The 16,270-nt window shown below is 65.9% G+C and carries 14 protein-coding genes and 1 tRNA gene; 8 read left to right on the top strand and 7 right to left on the bottom strand.

Annotated features, from left to right (window positions below; genetic code table 11):
- Window positions 1–433: 433 nt before the first annotated feature.
- Complete coding sequence (thsB, locus tag M0R88_RS07030) at window positions 434–2,089, bottom strand: thermosome subunit beta (protein ID WP_368409374.1); 1,656 nt, start codon at window positions 2,087–2,089, stop codon at window positions 434–436.
- A gap of 396 nt (window positions 2,090–2,485) precedes the next feature.
- Here thsB and M0R88_RS07035 point away from each other — a divergent pair, with 396 nt between their 5' ends.
- From M0R88_RS07035 to M0R88_RS07055, 5 genes are all read left to right on the top strand, one after another.
- Window positions 2,486–3,691: a PstS family phosphate ABC transporter substrate-binding protein gene (locus M0R88_RS07035; protein WP_248656228.1), complete on the top strand. Its 1,206-nt coding sequence runs from the start codon at window positions 2,486–2,488 to the stop codon at window positions 3,689–3,691.
- A gap of 65 nt (window positions 3,692–3,756) precedes the next feature.
- Window positions 3,757–4,887 (top strand): phosphate ABC transporter permease subunit PstC, encoded by a 1,131-nt coding sequence (gene pstC / locus M0R88_RS07040; protein ID WP_248656229.1) that lies wholly within the window; start codon window positions 3,757–3,759, stop codon window positions 4,885–4,887.
- Window positions 4,887–6,518, top strand: coding sequence for a phosphate ABC transporter permease PstA (pstA, locus tag M0R88_RS07045; RefSeq protein ID WP_248656230.1), 1,632 nt, complete (start codon window positions 4,887–4,889; stop codon window positions 6,516–6,518). The genes pstC and pstA overlap by 1 nt, the downstream gene beginning before the upstream one ends.
- On the top strand, window positions 6,515–7,558 hold the full coding sequence (gene pstB, locus M0R88_RS07050) for a phosphate ABC transporter ATP-binding protein PstB (RefSeq protein WP_248656231.1): 1,044 nt from the start codon (window positions 6,515–6,517) through the stop codon (window positions 7,556–7,558). Before pstA ends, pstB begins: the two co-directional genes overlap by 4 nt.
- 1 nt (window position 7,559) lies before the next feature.
- Complete coding sequence (locus M0R88_RS07055; RefSeq protein ID WP_248656232.1) at window positions 7,560–8,582, top strand: phosphate uptake regulator PhoU; 1,023 nt, start codon at window positions 7,560–7,562, stop codon at window positions 8,580–8,582.
- Window positions 8,583–8,883: 301 nt separating this feature from the next.
- Here M0R88_RS07055 and M0R88_RS07060 read toward each other — a convergent pair.
- The 5 genes from M0R88_RS07060 to M0R88_RS07080 all read right to left on the bottom strand — a co-directional run bounded on the left by M0R88_RS07060 (window position 8,884) and on the right by M0R88_RS07080 (window position 11,766).
- Window positions 8,884–8,965 (bottom strand) — tRNA-Ser (locus M0R88_RS07060).
- 159 nt (window positions 8,966–9,124) lie between these two features.
- Window positions 9,125–9,337: a DUF7981 family protein gene (locus tag M0R88_RS07065; RefSeq protein WP_248656233.1), complete on the bottom strand. Its 213-nt coding sequence runs from the start codon at window positions 9,335–9,337 to the stop codon at window positions 9,125–9,127.
- Between the two features lies 1 nt (window position 9,338).
- Complete coding sequence (locus M0R88_RS07070; protein ID WP_248656234.1) at window positions 9,339–9,719, bottom strand: Rid family detoxifying hydrolase; 381 nt, start codon at window positions 9,717–9,719, stop codon at window positions 9,339–9,341.
- A gap of 154 nt (window positions 9,720–9,873) precedes the next feature.
- Window positions 9,874–11,085, bottom strand: a complete 1,212-nt coding sequence (gene ilvA / locus M0R88_RS07075; protein ID WP_248656235.1) for a threonine ammonia-lyase — start codon at window positions 11,083–11,085, stop codon at window positions 9,874–9,876.
- Between the two features lie 258 nt (window positions 11,086–11,343).
- On the bottom strand, window positions 11,344–11,766 hold the full coding sequence (locus tag M0R88_RS07080) for a gamma-glutamylcyclotransferase family protein (protein ID WP_248656236.1): 423 nt from the start codon (window positions 11,764–11,766) through the stop codon (window positions 11,344–11,346).
- A 142-nt stretch (window positions 11,767–11,908) separates the two neighbouring features.
- Between M0R88_RS07080 and M0R88_RS07085 the strand changes: the two genes are divergently transcribed.
- On the top strand, window positions 11,909–13,273 hold the full coding sequence (locus M0R88_RS07085) for an MATE family efflux transporter (RefSeq protein WP_368409377.1): 1,365 nt from the start codon (window positions 11,909–11,911) through the stop codon (window positions 13,271–13,273).
- 78 nt (window positions 13,274–13,351) lie between these two features.
- Here the strand turns inward: M0R88_RS07085 and citZ are convergent, their stop codons facing one another.
- Window positions 13,352–14,491 carry a citrate synthase gene (gene citZ / locus M0R88_RS07090; RefSeq protein WP_248656238.1) on the bottom strand — a complete coding sequence of 380 codons (1,140 nt, stop codon included), beginning with the start codon at window positions 14,489–14,491 and terminating at the stop codon, window positions 13,352–13,354.
- Between the two features lie 193 nt (window positions 14,492–14,684).
- Here citZ and M0R88_RS07095 point away from each other — a divergent pair, with 193 nt between their 5' ends.
- Window positions 14,685–15,902: a potassium channel family protein gene (locus tag M0R88_RS07095; protein WP_248656239.1), complete on the top strand. Its 1,218-nt coding sequence runs from the start codon at window positions 14,685–14,687 to the stop codon at window positions 15,900–15,902.
- A gap of 62 nt (window positions 15,903–15,964) precedes the next feature.
- Entirely contained in the window at window positions 15,965–16,231 is a 267-nt protein-coding gene (locus tag M0R88_RS07100; RefSeq protein WP_248656240.1) for a DUF7536 family protein, read from the top strand.
- The last annotated feature ends 39 nt before the right edge of the window (window positions 16,232–16,270 follow it).

The following is a 16,270-nucleotide window of genomic DNA, read 5'->3' on the forward strand; positions in this document are numbered from 1 at the left end:
ATTTTTCATACGAAATGTAGAAATACTGCAGAATTATTTTTACTAGTATAATAGAAAATAACAATCAGGCATTTGGCCTACAGGAGGTGAGAAACGATGTTTGGCTTCGTCGAAGCAATATACTGCGCTCCCTTCAGTGGCGCTTGTATCATGGTGTAGTATCGCACGACAACGGCGTTTTTTGCGGGAGTACCCCCGATGACGCCGGCCTTCGCGTTCTCGTTTTGAGAACTCTCGGAAATCGGGAGAGTCGAATTGCTAGCGGTCGCGCTGCTCGCACATCGTCGCTCGACGCACTCGCCGAGTTGCGACTCGACGGAAGCGGGAACTCGAAAGAAAGCGTCGGGTGTCGCCAACGGCGTTCGATTCGACGCGAAGGTCGGTCGTTGCGGTGGGTTCGGGAAACGACGGCGGAGAGGCGGTTAGGCCGAGCTTACATCGCGCCGCCCATGCCGCCCATGCCGCCCATGCCGCCAGCGCCGCCGGGTCCGCCTGCCTCGTCGTCGCCCTTGTCGGTGGACAGGTCACCGGCGGAGATGATGTCGTCGATTTTGAGCACGAGGTTCGCGGCCTCGGTGGCACTGGAGACGGCCTGCTCTTTGGCGTGGGCAGGCTCGACGACGCCACCGTCGAAGGTGTCCTCGACCTCGCCGCTGTGGACGTTCAGGCCGGCACGCTCGTCGCCGGATTCGTGGGCCGAGCGCAGGTCCACGAGCGTGTCGATGGAGTCGAGACCCGCGTTCTCGGCGAGGACGCGCGGGACGAGTTCGAGCGAGTCAGCGAACGCTTCGACCGCGAGCTGTTCGCGGCCGGAGACGGAGTCGGCGTAGTCGCGGAGACGCCCGGCGATTTCGACCTCGATGGCGCCGCCGCCCGACACGACGCGGCCGTCCGAGACGGTCTGGGCGACCACGTCGAGGGCGTCGGTGACGCCGCGCTCGAGTTCGTCGACCACGTGGTCGGTCGAACCGCGGAGCAGGAGGGTGACGCCGTGACTGTCCTCGCCTTCGACGTAGAACAGCTCGTCGCCATCGTCGCGGGTCACGTCGCCCTTGCCGAGGTCGGCGGCAGACGCGCTGTCGAGGTCCGAGACGACGCTCGCGCCGAGGACTTCCTTGAGGAAGCCGATGTCGCTCTTCTTGACGCGGCGGACAGCGAGGATGCCCTCTTTGGCGAGGTAGTGCTGGGCCATGTCGTCGATGCCCTTCTGGCAGAAGACGACGTCGGCTCCGGTCTCGACGATCTTATCGACCTTCTGCTTGAGCTGCTCCTCTTCCTGGTCGAGGAAGCTCTGGAGCTGGTCGGGGTCCTCGATGTTGACGCTGGTGTCCACGTCGGTCTCCTCGATTTCGACGGCCTCGTTGAGCAGGAGGACGTCGGCGTCCTCGGCGCTCTTGGGCATGTTGTCGTGGACCGGGTCCTTGCTGATGACCGCGCCCTTGAGGAGTTCCGACTCGCCCGAGGAGCGACCGGTCTGGGTCTCGGTCTTGACGTATTCGAGGTCCACCGTCCCGTCGACGGTGACCTGCTGGACCGCGTTGACGATGATCTCCGAGAGGACTTCCTTGTTGAGTTCCGCGCCCTTGCCGGTCATGGAGGTCTCGGCGACCTTGCGCAGGAGGTCTTCGTCGTCGGGGTCGACGTCTTCGGCGACGTTGTTGATCTCCTCGCGGGCCTTCTCGCTGGCGAGGTGGAAGCCTTTGATGATGGCCGTCGGATGGATGTCCTGTTCGAGGAGTTCCTCGGCGTTCTTGAGGAGTTCGCCCGTCACCGCGACGGCGGTCGTGGTGCCGTCACCCGCCTCGTCCTCTTGGGTTTCGGCGACCTCGATGATCATCTCGGCCGTCGGGTTGTCGATGTCCATCTCCTTGAGGATGGTCACGCCGTCGTTCGTGATGGTGACGTCGCCCATCGAATCGACGAGCATCTTGTCCATCCCCTTGGGTCCGAGGGTCGAGCGAACCGCGTCAGCGACCGCGCGGGCGGCGCTGATGTTGTGCTCTTGTGCGTCTTTGTCCTTGACGCGCTGGGATTCATCGGACATTACGATCATCGGCTGGCCTTGCATTCGCTGTCCTCGCTGACTCATAGTACACTCGATGATATAATTGCGATTCTATATAAACCTTCTGTTCCTTGGTATGTGGTAACGTACTGTATCGTCGTACTTTCCCCGACCAAATCACCGACGAGAACCTCGGTACGCTGGGATAATCTGAGAATCGTTCCCACGGAACGACCGCCGACCGCACCGACGGCTACGCGGGGGTTTATGTACAATTCACGGGTTCGCGGACGGTGTTCGTGCCTCGGACCGTCGATGACGCGAGTCGAGCGCCTCTCGGCATCTAGCTACGTAGCGTATCTATGTAGAGTATCCATGTGGGCGTTTCACACCCGTCGAAAACGAGGGATATTAGCGACTCAGTCGTATATATCGTGAAATTATAAGGGTACTTACTGTAGCTCGGGTTCTCGATACCTGATGACGTCTGATAACGGACGGCAGTCGGACGACGTATCGCGCCGGATGTTCCTGCTCGCGTCTGGTGCAGGTGTCACGACCGCGCTCGCCGGATGTTCCGGGAGTTCGAAAGACAACTCCACCACCGAGTCGAACGACGACTCCGGCAACTCCGAGACCGCGACCGAGGAGTCGATGGGCGGGGAGACCACGACCGAAACCCAGTCCTCCAAACTCGACACCTCGATGCTCAGCGCCGAGGGGTCCTCGACGGTCTACCCCATCTCCAACAAGGGGAGTTCCTACTGGAACTCCAACGCGCCGCCGAGCGACGGCGAGTACTGGGGCTCGTCCAGCGAGGGCACCGTCCCCGGCTGGAGCGAAATCAAGACCGACGAGCACCTCGCCGACTACTTCGCCAGCCTCTACGGCTACGAGACGACGGGCCAGCAGACCAACCCGCCGTTTCCGACCACGGTCGGCCTGAGCCACTCCGGCACCGGGTGTAAGTCCGTCCGCGACGGTCTCGTGGACATCGGCAACTCCTCGGGTCCCATCACGGCCGAACTCGGCATCAGCGAGAAGAAGGCCAAGGAGAACTACGTCGACCACGTCGTCGGCCGCGACGGTCAGCCCGTCGTCGTGAGCAAGGACATCTGGGACGCCGGCGTCCAGAAGCTCACCGGCGCGCAGATCAAGAAGATCTACCAGAACGAGATTACCAACTGGAAGGAAGTCGGCGGTCCCGACAAGGAGATTTACTGCGTCGGCCGCGCGGAGGGGTCGGGTACCGACACCGCGTTCCGTCTCAACATGCTCGGTTCCGCCGACGCCCCGATGCCCGGCGTGGACACCCGGAAGGGCCAGAACCAGCAGGTCAAGACCGTCGTCCAGCAGAACGAGGGCGCCATCGCGTACATGGCGCTGGCGTTCACCGGCCCGCAGGTCAAGCCCATCGCCATCGAGTTCGACGGCACGACCTACAAGCCCGACAAGAGCGCCCAGCACACCATCTTCGACAGCGCGTATCCGCTCAACCGCGACCTCCACATGTACACGAAGAAGACCGAACAGACGCCGAGCGGCACGGACAAGCAGGAGGCCGCGTTCATCAACATGTTCCTGACCAAGTTCGGTCAGAAGGTGTTCGTCGAGGATAACAACTACATCCCGCTTCCGACGAAGGACATCGAGAAAGAGCGCAACAAGCTGCCCGAGCAGGTGTGAGGTAGCGAACCGCCGGTGTGTCCTTCGTCGTTCCGTTTTCGAATACATTGGTAAGATCACAATAAATGGCATCTGTGACTGACGCTGACTCGACCGAGCCCCGCGGCGCGTTCCGGCGCAAACTGGCCGACGCCCGCGAGCAGGTCGAAGACGCAGAGAACACTGCGCTCGTGGCTGGTGCGGCGGGCTCGCTGACGCTTCTGGGGACGTTCGTCGGCTTCCTCGTGATGTCGCCGCTGACGGTCGTGGCGCTCCTCGGTTTCGTGGCGACCGTGGCGTACGGCTGGTTCCGACACCAAGCGGTGACCGCACACGCACTGGCACTGGTGATGACGGTCTCGACCCTCCTGATTCTGGGACTCATCACGGTGTTCATCTTCCTCGAAGCGTGGCCCGCGTTCGAGTACGCGAGCGTGGAACTGTACGGCATCGAAATCCCCGGTCTCAGGCTGTTCACCGAGACGCAGTGGGACCCAGTGACCGACAAGCGGTTCTCGCTCGTGCCGATGATTCACGGGACCGTCGTGGTGACGGTCATCGCCACGCTCGTCGCCGGACCGCTCGGCGTCGCGGCCGCCCTGTTCATCAGCGAGGTCGCGCCCCCGACCGTCCGCGAGTTCGTCAAGCCCGCGGTCGAGATTCTGGCGGGCATCCCCTCCATCGTCTACGGGTTCATCGGGTTCACCATCCTCAGCCCGTGGGCGAGCGACCAGTTCGACCTCGTGGGACAGGGGACCTACCTCTTCGTCGGTATCGTCGTCGGCCTGATGTCACTGCCGACGGTGGTGTCGGTCGCCGAGGACGCCCTGAACAGCGTGCCCGAGTCGATGAAGAGCGGGTCGCTCGCGCTCGGGACGACCGACTGGCAGACCATGTCCACGATTACCCTGCCGGCGGCGTTCTCGGGCGTCTCGGCCGCGGTCCTGCTGGGCGTCGGTCGCGCCATCGGCGAGACGATGGCCGCGACCGTGATGCTCCGCAACAGCCCCGCGCTCCCGGACCCGATTTACAACGTCTTCTACGGGTACGAGACGCTCACGTCGCTCATCGCGGCCCGGTACGGGAGTTCCCACGGGCTCCAGTTCAACGCGCTGTTCGCGGCCGGGGTCGTCCTCTTCGTGACGGTCCTGTTCCTCAGCGTCGGGTCGCAACTCATCGAGCGACGCATGGAAGAGAAACTCGGAGGTGACCCGTGATGAGCGGTCTCACCGACGACGACCGAGACGCCCTCGTCCGCGAGGGGACCTCGGTCCCGGAGATGGTCGCGGCCTCGACGGTGGGACTCTCGGCCCTGCTGTTCGCGCTGGCGCTCACCGCCCACTTCGAGCTGTTCACGATGACCGACGCCGTCGCCGGCGTCCCGATGGTAACCGCGCTCGGCGCGCTCCTCGCGCTTCTGGCCGGGACCATCCTCGGCTTCGGCGTCGCGTCGCGCCTCGAATACCTGGCGACCGAACCGCAGACCGACGCCGGACTCGTCGCGGCGACGGCGTTCTCGGGCATCTGGTTCGTCGTCGGCGGACTCGTCGGCTCCCAGACGTTCGGTCTCGGTTTCGTCGGCTGGCTGTTCACCGGGCTCGCCGCGGCCGGTCTCGCGTTCGCCGCGACGGTCGTCCCCCGCGAGGACGTCGGCTCGACGCTGCCTGCGGGCGCGCTCGCGCTGTTCGCCGGTCTCGTCTTCGTGACGGGCACCATCGGCCAAGACTGGTCGTGGACGCCGAACGGACTCCGCGCGACCTTCTTCCCCCGGTTCGTCGTCCCGACCGTCGTCATGTTCTGCGCGCTGGTCCTCGGCTGGTCGGCCGCGAAGGCCTACGGCGGCTTCGGAGCGCGGGGCCGCCACGTCGGCGCGCACGTCCTCATCTATCTCAACGCCTCGGCCATCATCGCGGTGCTGTTCGGTCTCGTCGCGTTCGTCGTCGCCAAGGGCGTCCCCGGTCTCTTCCAAGGACTCACGCTCGGTGCCGGGGCCGGACCGGAGACGACTATCGCGCTGTTCGGCTTCAGCCACACCATCGTCTGGCCGGTCTCGTGGCCGTTCCTCATGAACGGCGTCTCGCTGCTGGCGGAGGTAGACGGCGTCCTCCCGGCCATCGCGGGGACGGTCTGGCTCGTCGTCGGTGCGGTGCTGTTCGCGGTCCCGCTGGGCGTCGGCGCGGCCGTCTTCCTCAGCGAGTACGCCGACGAGGGCCGGTTCACCGAACTCGTCGAAATCGCCACCAACGGGCTGTGGAGTACGCCGAGCATCGTCTACGGGCTGTTCGGCTACGCCTTCCTCATCCCGCGGTTCGGCGGCCAGAAGTCGCTGCTCTCGGGGATGCTCACGCTCGGGTTCATGCTCCTCCCGCTGGTTGTCATCACCGGCCGCGAGGCGATGCTCTCGGTCCCCGACGAGTACCGCGACGCCAGCGCCGCGCTCGGCGTCACGAAGTGGGAGACCATCCGGAGCGTCGTCCTCCCGGCCGCGCTCCCCGGCATCGTCACCGGCGTCATCTTGGGCGTCGGTCGCGTCGCTGGCGAGACCGCGCCCATCCTGCTGACGATGGCCGGCGGCACGTTCCTGCCGGGAAGCCAGACCGTGGACGTCATCGGCGGGTTCGAGTTCATAGCCTCGCCGCCGTTCGTGACGAACCCCGAACTCCTGCAAGCGACCAGCGCGCTCCCCTATCAGGTGTACGCGCTCGTCACGGCGGGCGTCGGCGGCCCGCTCGACAATCCGGACAACTTCGCGTGGGGACTCACGCTGGTCCTGCTCGCTATCGTCCTCGCGTTCTACGCCATCGGCATCGCAACGAGACACTACTTCAGGAAGAAACTCTACCAATGACAGAGAGTACCCTCGATTCCACGTCACGGACGGAGAGTAGCACCGACCCGACGCCCTCGACGGAGGCGTCCGATTCGCCCGCGATGGAAACGTCCGAGTCCCGGACGGAAACGTCCGAGTCGCCCGGCATCGCGTCGCCCGGCATCGCGTCGCCCGGCATCGCGTCGCCCGGCGGAGCTTCCGAGACCACGACGGGCGAGTCCGAAGAGACCGTTCAGGACGAGTGGACTCGATACGACTTCGAGGGCGCGCCCAAGATTTCGGTCGAGGACTTGGACGTGTTCTACGGCGACGACCACGCGCTCAAGGGCGTCTCGATGGACGTGCCCGAGAACAGCGTCACGGCGCTCGTCGGACCATCCGGGTGCGGGAAATCGACGTTCCTGCGGTGTCTCAACCGCATGAACGACCGTATCAACGCCGCGACCGTCGAGGGGTCGGTCGAACTCGACGGCGACGAAATCTATCAGGACGGCGTGAACCTCGTGGAACTGCGCAAGCGCGTCGGGATGGTCTTCCAAGCTCCCAATCCGTTCCCGAAGTCGATTCGGGACAACATCGCCTACGGGCCGCGCAAGCACGGCGACATCAACGACGGCCTGCTCGACAAACTCCTCGGGCGCGCCGACGAGGACAAGGAAGACGAAATCGTCGAGCGGTCGCTCAAGCAGGCCGCGCTCTGGGAGGAGGTCAGCGACCGACTGGACGACAACGCGCTCGGTCTCTCCGGCGGCCAACAACAGCGCCTCTGCATCGGCCGGTGTCTCGCGGTCGACCCCGAGGTCATCCTGATGGACGAACCCGCCTCGGCGCTCGACCCCATCGCCACCGCCAAAATCGAGGACCTCATCGACGACCTCTCGGAGGATTACACGGTCGTCATCGTCACGCACAACATGCAACAGGCCGCCCGCATCTCCGACCAGACCGCCGTCTTCCTCACCGGCGGCGACCTCGTGGAGTACGGCGAGACCGACCAGATATTCGAGAACCCCAACAGCCAGCGCGTCGAGGACTACATCACCGGGAAGTTCGGATAACATGAGCAGTTCGACAACGGACACCGAGATTTCCCGCAAAGTTCAGTCCGTCGGCGGCTCGTCGTTCACGGTGTCGCTCCCGAAGGAGTGGGCGACCGACCACGGACTCGAAGCCGGAAACGAGGTCTACCTCTACCCCCACGAGGACGGCACGCTCATCGTCCGGACCTGCGAGCGCGGCGCTGGCGACCCGGCCCCCGAAATCCCGGTCGGCGAGCTATCGAGCGAGAAACTCCCGTGGGTCGTCTACGCCCTCTACGTCGCGGGCGAGGACCGTTTCACGCTTCGAACCGACGGCCGGTTCACCTCCGCGGAGCGCCGGACGATAACCACCGCGGGCAACGACCTCGTCGGACTCGAAGTCGCCGACGAATCGACCGACGGCGTCACCTTCCGGACTATGCGCCGCTCCCAACGGCTCCCCATCGGCCAGACCGTGCTGAACCTCCGGTACGTCGCGCTCTCGATGCACCGGAGCGCCACGAGCGCGCTCCTCGACGCCGATTCGGACCGCGCCGGCGAGGTCCTGCGCCAACCCGAGGACGTGGACCGCCAGTTCGCGCTGGTCAGTCGGTGCGTCGAGCGCCGCATCACTCTCCCCCGCGGGCCGACTCGTCCGGATTTAGACCGCCGGACGGCGCTCGACTACTACGCCATTTCGCGCGAACTCGACGGCATCGCGTCGTGCGCCGAGCGCATCGCCGGCGTCGCCCGAGAACTCGACGCGCCGCCGTCCGGGTCGCTGGAGTCCGAACTGGCCGACTACGCCCGCCGCTCGCGGCGCGTGGTCGAGCGAGCGGTCGAGGCGACCATCAACGGCCGCTCGGCGGAAACCGCCTACGACGCGCTCGACCAGTGCGAGAGTCTCCGAGACGACCTCGACCTACTGGACCCGCCCTCCGTCGAGCCCAGCGAGATGGACTCGTACTACGTCGCGCTCCTACTGGACGCCCTCGACCGGACGGCCGACCACGGCGGGAACATCGCCGAGCGCGCGCTCAAGATGGCGCTTCGCGTGGAGTAGGTCGGTTCACTGCGTGGTTTCGCTTTTCGCCACGAGGTTCGTCCCGGAAACGGTTGTTAGACTGAAAACCACGGGATTCCGATTGAGAACTCTCCGCGCCGCTACTCGTCGCTCCCGGAGCAGAAATCACAGAAACGCCGGGACTGGGATTTGAACCCGGAGCCAGACGGTCCGGGCGTGCGGCCTGCGGCCGTTCCGGGCGTGCGACTGGCAGGGGTTCAAATCCCAGCTTGCTGTCTACTTCCTGCTCACGGCGAGGCGAGCACACGAGTCGCTCGCCGTGTGTAGTTCCAGGAGAATACGCCGGGACTGGGATTTGAACCCAGAACCCCGTAAGGGGACACGCTTTCCAGGCGTGCGCTTTGCCATTCGGCCATCCCGGCCCGTACGATGGTAGTTCCGTCCGTCGCTTAAACCCTTCCCTTTCGGCCGATTGGCGCGCGTCGAGCGGGCCGCTCGACGCGCAAGCGCTCGCCGTCACGAAGACAGCTACGGCGTTCCTAAACGAACGAAAATATTTCCCGAAGAATGCTAAAGATATCTCAGTCGAACAGTCGTCCGTCGGCCAGATACGACAGCACCGTCGCGCCCAATCCGACGACCAGCGCCACGCCCGCCTTGACCGCCAGCGAGTAGCGATACCCCGCGAGGAGTTCGTACGCCTGCACGGCGACCAGAAACGCCAGCAGGCCGACGACGCCCCAGAGGAGACTCGCCTTCACGCGCGGGCGAACCGGTCCCAACTCCAGCGCCACGTTACTCGCTGGACGCGATGACCTCGATTTCGACGCCGACGCCCTTCGGGAGGTTGCCCGCCTCGACCGCGCTCCGGGCGGGCGGATTGTCCTGGAAGTACTCCTTGTAGGCGTCGTTCATCTCGTCGAAGTCCTCGATGTCGTCCAAGAACACCGTGACCTTCAGCACGTCCTGCATCGTCAGGCCCTCCTCTTCGAGGATGGCCTTCACGTTTTCGAGGCTCTGGCGCGTCTGGACCGCGATTTCCTCGTCGTCCAGCAGGTCGCCGTCGGGCGTCATCGGAATCTGGCCCGCGGTGAACACCATGTCGCCGTTGGTCGTCGCCTGACTGTACGCGCCGACCGCCTCGGGCGCGTCCTGCGTGCTGATGATGCGCTTCATACTCCTATCATTCTCGCTATGGCACTTAAACGTAGGCGGGACCGACTGGAGGACTTCGCGGGTGACGAGGGACGAAGCCGTTCGTTCGGCGAGAGCGAGACGCGGCACTCGGTCCGCCGAACGCCGAGGAGGGGGTTCGGCCGCAGTCGCAGTTCTACGCGATGACTTCCACGTCGAAGCCCTCCTCGCGGAGCGCGTCGAGCAACTGCTCGACGTGGTCGGTCCCGCGGGTTTCGAGGTCCAACTCGACCTCCGCGGCGTTCATGGCGATGTCCCGCGAAGTCCGGTCGTGCTGGATGCCGTAGATGTTGGCCTGCTGGGCCGAAATCACGTCCAGCAGGTCGTCCAACGCGCCGGGGCGGTCCTTGAGGACGGTCCGAATCTTGACGTACCGGCCGGTCTCGACCAGTCCGCGCATGATGACCGTCGTGAGCGTGTTCATGTCGATGTTGCCGCCGCAGAGCGCCGGTACGATGAGTTCGTCTTCCTCGTACTCGAACGCGCCCGAGAGCAGGGCCGCCAGCGCGACCGCGCCGGCACCCTCCACGAGCGTCTTGGCGCGTTCCAGCAACGTCGTCACCGCGATTGCGATTTCCGAATCCGAGACCGCGACCACCTCGTCCACGCGCTCCTGAATGACCTCGAAGGGCTTCTCGCCGACGTTCCGGGTGGCGATGCCGTCCGCGATGGTGTCCACCGAGTCGAGCGTGTGAATCTCGCCCTTCTGAAGCGACTGGGCCGCGCTCGATGCGCCCTCGGCCTGCACGCCGATTACTCGCGCGTCGGGGTTCTGCTCTTTGACCGCGGTCGAAATTCCGGCGATGAGACCGCCGCCGCCGATGGGGACGACCACGGTGTCGAGGTCCGGGAGGTCCTCCATGATTTCGAGGCCGATGGTGCCCTGACCCGCCATCACCTTCTCGTCGTCGAAGGCGTGGACGTAGGTCCGGCCTTCTTGCTCCTCGATTTCGTGGGCCTTCGCCTGCGCTTCGTTGTAGTCGTCGCCCCACAGGACCACCGTCGCGCCGTAGTCGCGGGTCGCCTGAATCTTCGAGATGGGCGCGTTCTCGGGCATCACGATCTTCGAGTCCACGCCGCTCTTCGTGGCCGCGAGCGCGACGCCTTGGGCGTGGTTGCCCGCGCTGGCGGTGACGACGCCCGCGGACTTCTCGTCGTCCGAGAGCGTCTCGATGCGGTTGGTCGCGCCGCGAATCTTGAACGACCCGGTGCGCTGGAACGTCTCCAGTTTCAGGTGGACCTCCGCGCCGGTCATGTCCGAGAAGGTGTGACTGTAGTCCAGCGGCGTCCGCCGGGCGGTCTCCTCGACCCGGACTCGCGCGTCGAGAACGTCCGAGAGGTCTATCATGGCCGAACGTACTCGCGGTGTCTCTTTAACGCTTTTTCACCTGCGACTCGCCGCGCGGGACCGACCCGAGGCTACCGAACTGGGAACAGGGGGAAAGGGGGAAAGGCGCGAAGCGTGTGACGCGCATCTGGTAGGTCGAATGGAAGACACTTAAAGCCCCGGTGGACGGACTGAAAGTGAAAGTGCAAGACGTCGTCGGGGTAGGCCCGCTGTCTGACGAGCGGCACACGCTCACGTCAGACGTAAAGCTGACGGCCGTTAGTCTCGCCCGCGAAGGCGAACCGCGACCTCCGACTCCCGACAGAACCGGCGCACGCGCTCGGCGAACGACCCGGTGCCCGGCCACTCGGCATCGGCACCGAGCGTCGCCGGGTCGCCGACGTAGAGTTCGGCGTCCCCTTTGCGGTCGCGGTCTCGGTCTTCGCCGTGATTCCCGGAGGCAACGGGCACCGACACCCGGACGTACAACCCGCGCTCGACGCCCTCGTAGGCGTCCAGCGCCTCTATCTCCGGCGTTTCGAGCAGTCTCCCGTCGGTGCGTCCGCCGGGGGCGAGCGTCGGGTACTCGCCTTCGACGCGGTGGAGTCCGTCGAGGGTCGCCGCGCCGCGGAACTCGAAGGTCGGGAGGACCCGCGCTACCCGCTCCGGGTCGGTCAGCGTTCCGTAGACGAAGACCTCCATGCGACTCGCTCCGGCCGCGACTCCCTTGCTCGTTCCGGTACACTCATCCTTACTCCGGCGCACGGCCACACGCATGGCCGAGTCCGTCCGTCCGCGTCTGCTCGCGGTCTGGCGGCGCGTCCTCTCGCTGTCGTGGCCCGTCATGGCCGAGCAGACCCTCCGCACGCTGATGCGGACGACCGACGTCGTGGTGACGGGCCTGTTCTCGCCCGCCGCGGTCGCGGCCATCGGACTCGCCGACCTGTTCGCTAGACTCCCGCTCCGCATCGGTCTCGGACTCGGGAGCGGTGCCATCGCGCTATCGAGTCAGGACACCGGCGCGTCCGAGACGCACGACACCGCCGACGCAGACGCCGACGACTCCGCTGGAAGCGAGGCCACCGCGAACCGCGACGAGGCCATCACGCAGGCCATCGTCGTCGGGATCCTGGCCGGGATTCCGTTCGTCGTCTTCGGCCTGTTCGCCGGCGAGCGCGCCATCGCCGCGCTCGGGGCACCGTCGGGCGTCGCCGAGATGGGCGGCACCTACCTCGCGGTCATCTTCGCCACCGCGCCCGCCCGCCACGTCGCGCTCGTCGCCGCGCGCTCGTTGCAGGGCACCGGCGACACCCGGACGCCGATGTACGTCAACGTCGTCTCGAACCTGCTCAACATCGTCGGCACCGTCGCGCTCGGCCTCGGGTTGGGCCCCGCGCCGCGACTCGAAATCGTCGGCGTCGGCGTCGCCACCGCGTTCGGCAACCTGTTCACCGCCGTCGCGCTGCTGGCGGCCATCTACGGCCCGTGGGCCGCCGCCTCGTTCGCCCGGCCGACCGACGCCACCATCGCCAAGCAACTGCTGGAAGTCAGCGCGCCCAAAATCGCGGAGGGGTTGGCGGCCACTATCGCGGAGTTCCCCTTCAACGCCATCCTGCTCGCGTTCGGCACCGAGGTCAACGCCGCCTACCAGATCGGCCGCCGGATGCACCAGCAGGTCACGAGTCCGCTCTCGCGCGGCTACAACGTCGCGTCGAGCGTCGTCGTCGGGCAGGCGCTCGGCGAGGGCGACCCCGACCGCGCCAGATTCGAGGGGTGGGCGAGCGCCGCGCTCGGTCTCGTGACCGTGGGGTCCATCGGTCTCCTGCTGTTCGTCGGCGCGGAGTGGTTCGTCCGCCTGTTCACCGACGACCCCGCGACGGTCGAGTACGCGACGGACTTCGCTCGCGTCTACGGACTGGTCTCGCCGTTCCTCGTCCTCTACGTCGTCCTCTCGGGCGCTCTGCAGGGCGGGAGCGACACCCGCACGCCCTTCGTCGCCCGGACTACGGGAATCTTCGGCTTCATGGTCGGCTTCTCGTGGCTGTTCGGCGTCCGCCTCGGCTTCGGCGTCACGGGCGTCTACGCGGGCATCTTCCTGTACTTCGTCTGGGCGCTCCTCGTCGTCGCGGCCGGGTTCCAGTGGGGCGGTTGGGCCACGAAGGCGGCCGCGATGATGGAGGAGCGGGGGAGCGTCGAAGAAGCGTCGTGAAGAACACCCGACTCGCTCTGGGGTACCGGAGGTAGACGGCTCGAAGGCCCGAAAGAAAAGGAAGCGACCGCTACGGCTCTACCGCTCGTCGGTCGGAACCCACTCTTCCTGCTTCGACCCGGTGTACTTCGCACGCGGCCGAATCAGGCGGTTGTCGTCGTACTGCTCCAGCACGTGGCCGATCCAGCCGCCGACCCGAGACATGGCGAAGATGGGGGTGTAGAGGTCGATGGGGATGCCCATCTGGTAGTACGTCGAGGCCGAGTAGAAGTCCACGTTCGGTGCCAGACCCTTCTCGTTCTGCATGTACTCCTCGATTTCGACCGACATCTCGTACCACTTGGTGTCGCCAGCGGCCTCGCCCAACTCCTCGCTCTTCTCGCCGAGAATCTTCGCGCGGGGGTCCTTGACGTTGTAGACGCGGTGACCGAAGCCCATGATGCGGTCGCCGCGGTCGAGGGCGTCGTCCACCCACGTCTTGGCGTCCTTGCCGCTCTCGTCGAGTTCCTTGAGCATCTTCATGACGTTCGCGTTCGCGCCGCCGTGGAGCGGTCCGGCGAGGGTGCCGACCGCGCTGGTGACCGCGCTGTGGAGGTCCGAGAGCGTCGAGGACGTGACCATCGAGGAGAACGTCGAGGCGTTCAGGCCGTGGTCGGCGTGCAGGACCAGCGCCATGTCGAACGTCTCGGCCAGCACCTCGTCGGGTTCCTCGTCGTTGAGCATGTAGAGGAAGTTCTCGGCGTGGCCGAGGTCCTCGCGGGGTTCGACCGGGTCGTCGCCGTCGCGGATGCGCTTGAACGCCGCGACGATGGTCGGAATCTTCGCGGTGATGCGTTGGCCCTTCCGGAGGTTACTCTCGCGGTCGGTCGGGTCGGCGTCCGAGTCGTCGGCGTCGTAGGCCGAGAGCATCGACACCGCGGTCCGGAGCGCGGCCATCGGCTGTTCGTCGGCCTCGGCGAGCTTTCGCACGGTGTCGAGTACGTCCTCGTCGAGTTCGCGCTCGGCGGCCATCTCCTCGGAGAACGCGTCGAGTTCGTCGCGTGTCGGGAGTTCGCCGTGCCAGAGCAGGTAGAGGACCTCCTCGTAGCTCGCGTTCTGCGCGAGGTCCTCGATTTCGTAGCCGCGGTAGATCAGACGACCCTCGTCGCCATTGATAAAGCTGAGTTCCGATTCTGCGACGACGACGCCCTCCAACCCTTTCTTGACCTCTTCTGACATGCGTTGAACTTCTCGGCAAGACCGGAAAAGGATTATCTTTCCTTTCCGTTTCGAGTTATCCCCATCCAACCCCGCCGACGACGCTCGCCGGGCGACGTTGACCGGCGATGGCGGACGACCGACGTTCGCCGACCGACGCTCGCCGGCCGGTCCCCGACGAACGTTTTTATCGAATGCCGCATAACTGTCGGACATGGACTCCTCGGGCGGTGACGTCGAGTACGAACCCGTCGGCGTCAAGCAGGTGCTGGCGGAGATGAAAGACACCGCGGAACTCCTCATCGACCTCTCGTTTTCGGCGGTCCTCAACGGGAGCGACGACATCGCCGCCGAGGTTCTGGACCTCGAAGCCCGGATGGACGTCCTCCAGATGCGGGCCCGGATGAGCCTCCTGATGGCCGCCAGAACCACCGACGACGCCGAGCAGTTGGCTCCCGTGCTGGGCGTCGTCGGCGCGGCCGAGAAGATAAGCGACGCCGCGGGCGACGTCGCCAAGGTCGTCTTGGAGGACATCGGCCTGCCCGACGCGATGCGGGCCGCGCTCCCCGAGGCGGTCGAGACGCTCGTCCGCGCGGAGGTCGCCGACGACGCGGCCCTCGCGGGCCGCACGCTCGGCGACTCGAACATCGAGACCGAGACCGGCGTCCGGGTCATCGCCATCCACCGCCGCGACGACTGGATTACGAATCCGGACCGCGACACCGAACTCCTCGGCGGCGACACGGTCCTCCTGCGCGGCCCGGACGAAGGTATCGCCGACGTGTACCGGCGCGCGACCGGCGACGCCTACGAACCCCCGGAACCGCCGGAACCCGGCATCGAGGACTTGGAGCGCGCCGTGGACTCCATCGTCCTGATGAAGAACATCAGCGAACTCGCGGTGGACTTGGCCTACGGGAGCGTCCTCTTCGACAGCAAGGACGTGGCCGAGGAGGTGGTCGAACTCGAAGCCGAGGTGGACGCCCTCCAGTCGCGCTTCGAGGCGTGGACGCTCCGGGCGGCCGCCCGCGTCGAGGACCCGGTGTCGCTCCGCGGACTGGTCCACCTCGCCAACGCGACGGAGGTCATCAGCGACGCCGCGGTCGAAATCAGCGAGGGCGTCCTCCGCGGACTGGGCACCCACCCCGTCGTCGAGCAGGCGGTTCAGGAGAGCGACGAGGTCATCGTCCGGCTGACGGTCGCGCCGGGAAGCGAGTTCGACGGCGTGACCTTGGGCGACCGCGAGGTCAAGACCGAGACCGGGATGCGCGTCATCGCGGTCCGACGCTCACAGTCCGGCGAGCGCGACTGGGTGATTCAGCCCGGTCCCGAGACCGAACTCCGCGCCGGCGACGTGTTCCTCGTCAAGGGGACCCGATCGGGTGCCGAGCGACTGGCGGACCTGACCGGTTCGGAGTTCGCGTCGGAGTGAGGACCCTCGGATTCGGACCTCGAACCGACGCGCCTTTTATCCGGCCGTCCTAACCTCCGCCCGTGTCCGAGAGCGTCCCCGAGCGGCCGCGAGCGAACTTCGTGGCCGCGCTGAACGTCCGGCGCAACGCCATCCGCGGGTTCGCGTTCAGTCTGCTGTTCACCGCGGCGGTGCTGGCGGTGTTCGTCGTGCTACCGGGGACGCGACAGCCGACGCCGTACTACGTCGCGTTGGGGTTCGTCCTCTCCACCGCGCTCGGCGCGGTGGCGACGACGGTGCTGACGCTCTTCTCCGCCTATCGACTGGCGAAAGAGACCGACTTGGAGTGAGTATCGAGGGAGTCCGTAGCCCGAACCGAGGACTTCCTC

Origin of the sequence: Halorussus gelatinilyticus (assembly GCF_023238445.1) — an archaeon.
Taxonomy (GTDB): domain Archaea; phylum Halobacteriota; class Halobacteria; order Halobacteriales; family Haladaptataceae; genus Halorussus; species Halorussus gelatinilyticus.

What these genes read in the sequence shown, in the direction of transcription:
- thsB (WP_368409374.1), bottom strand. Translation starts at nt 2,089, where the DNA reads ATGAGTCAGCGAGGACAGCGAATGCAAGGCCAGCCGATGATCGTAATG.
- M0R88_RS07035 (WP_248656228.1), top strand. Translation starts at nt 2,486, where the DNA reads ATGACGTCTGATAACGGACGGCAGTCGGACGACGTATCGCGCCGGATG.
- pstC (WP_248656229.1), top strand. Translation starts at nt 3,757, where the DNA reads ATGGCATCTGTGACTGACGCTGACTCGACCGAGCCCCGCGGCGCGTTC.
- pstA (WP_248656230.1), top strand. Translation starts at nt 4,887, where the DNA reads ATGAGCGGTCTCACCGACGACGACCGAGACGCCCTCGTCCGCGAGGGG.
- pstB (WP_248656231.1), top strand. Translation starts at nt 6,515, where the DNA reads ATGACAGAGAGTACCCTCGATTCCACGTCACGGACGGAGAGTAGCACC.
- M0R88_RS07055 (WP_248656232.1), top strand. Translation starts at nt 7,560, where the DNA reads ATGAGCAGTTCGACAACGGACACCGAGATTTCCCGCAAAGTTCAGTCC.
- M0R88_RS07070 (WP_248656234.1), bottom strand. Translation starts at nt 9,719, where the DNA reads ATGAAGCGCATCATCAGCACGCAGGACGCGCCCGAGGCGGTCGGCGCG.
- ilvA (WP_248656235.1), bottom strand. Translation starts at nt 11,085, where the DNA reads ATGATAGACCTCTCGGACGTTCTCGACGCGCGAGTCCGGGTCGAGGAG.
- M0R88_RS07080 (WP_248656236.1), bottom strand. Translation starts at nt 11,766, where the DNA reads ATGGAGGTCTTCGTCTACGGAACGCTGACCGACCCGGAGCGGGTAGCG.
- M0R88_RS07085 (WP_368409377.1), top strand. Translation starts at nt 11,909, where the DNA reads ATGGCCGAGCAGACCCTCCGCACGCTGATGCGGACGACCGACGTCGTG.
- citZ (WP_248656238.1), bottom strand. Translation starts at nt 14,491, where the DNA reads ATGTCAGAAGAGGTCAAGAAAGGGTTGGAGGGCGTCGTCGTCGCAGAA.
- M0R88_RS07095 (WP_248656239.1), top strand. Translation starts at nt 14,685, where the DNA reads ATGGACTCCTCGGGCGGTGACGTCGAGTACGAACCCGTCGGCGTCAAG.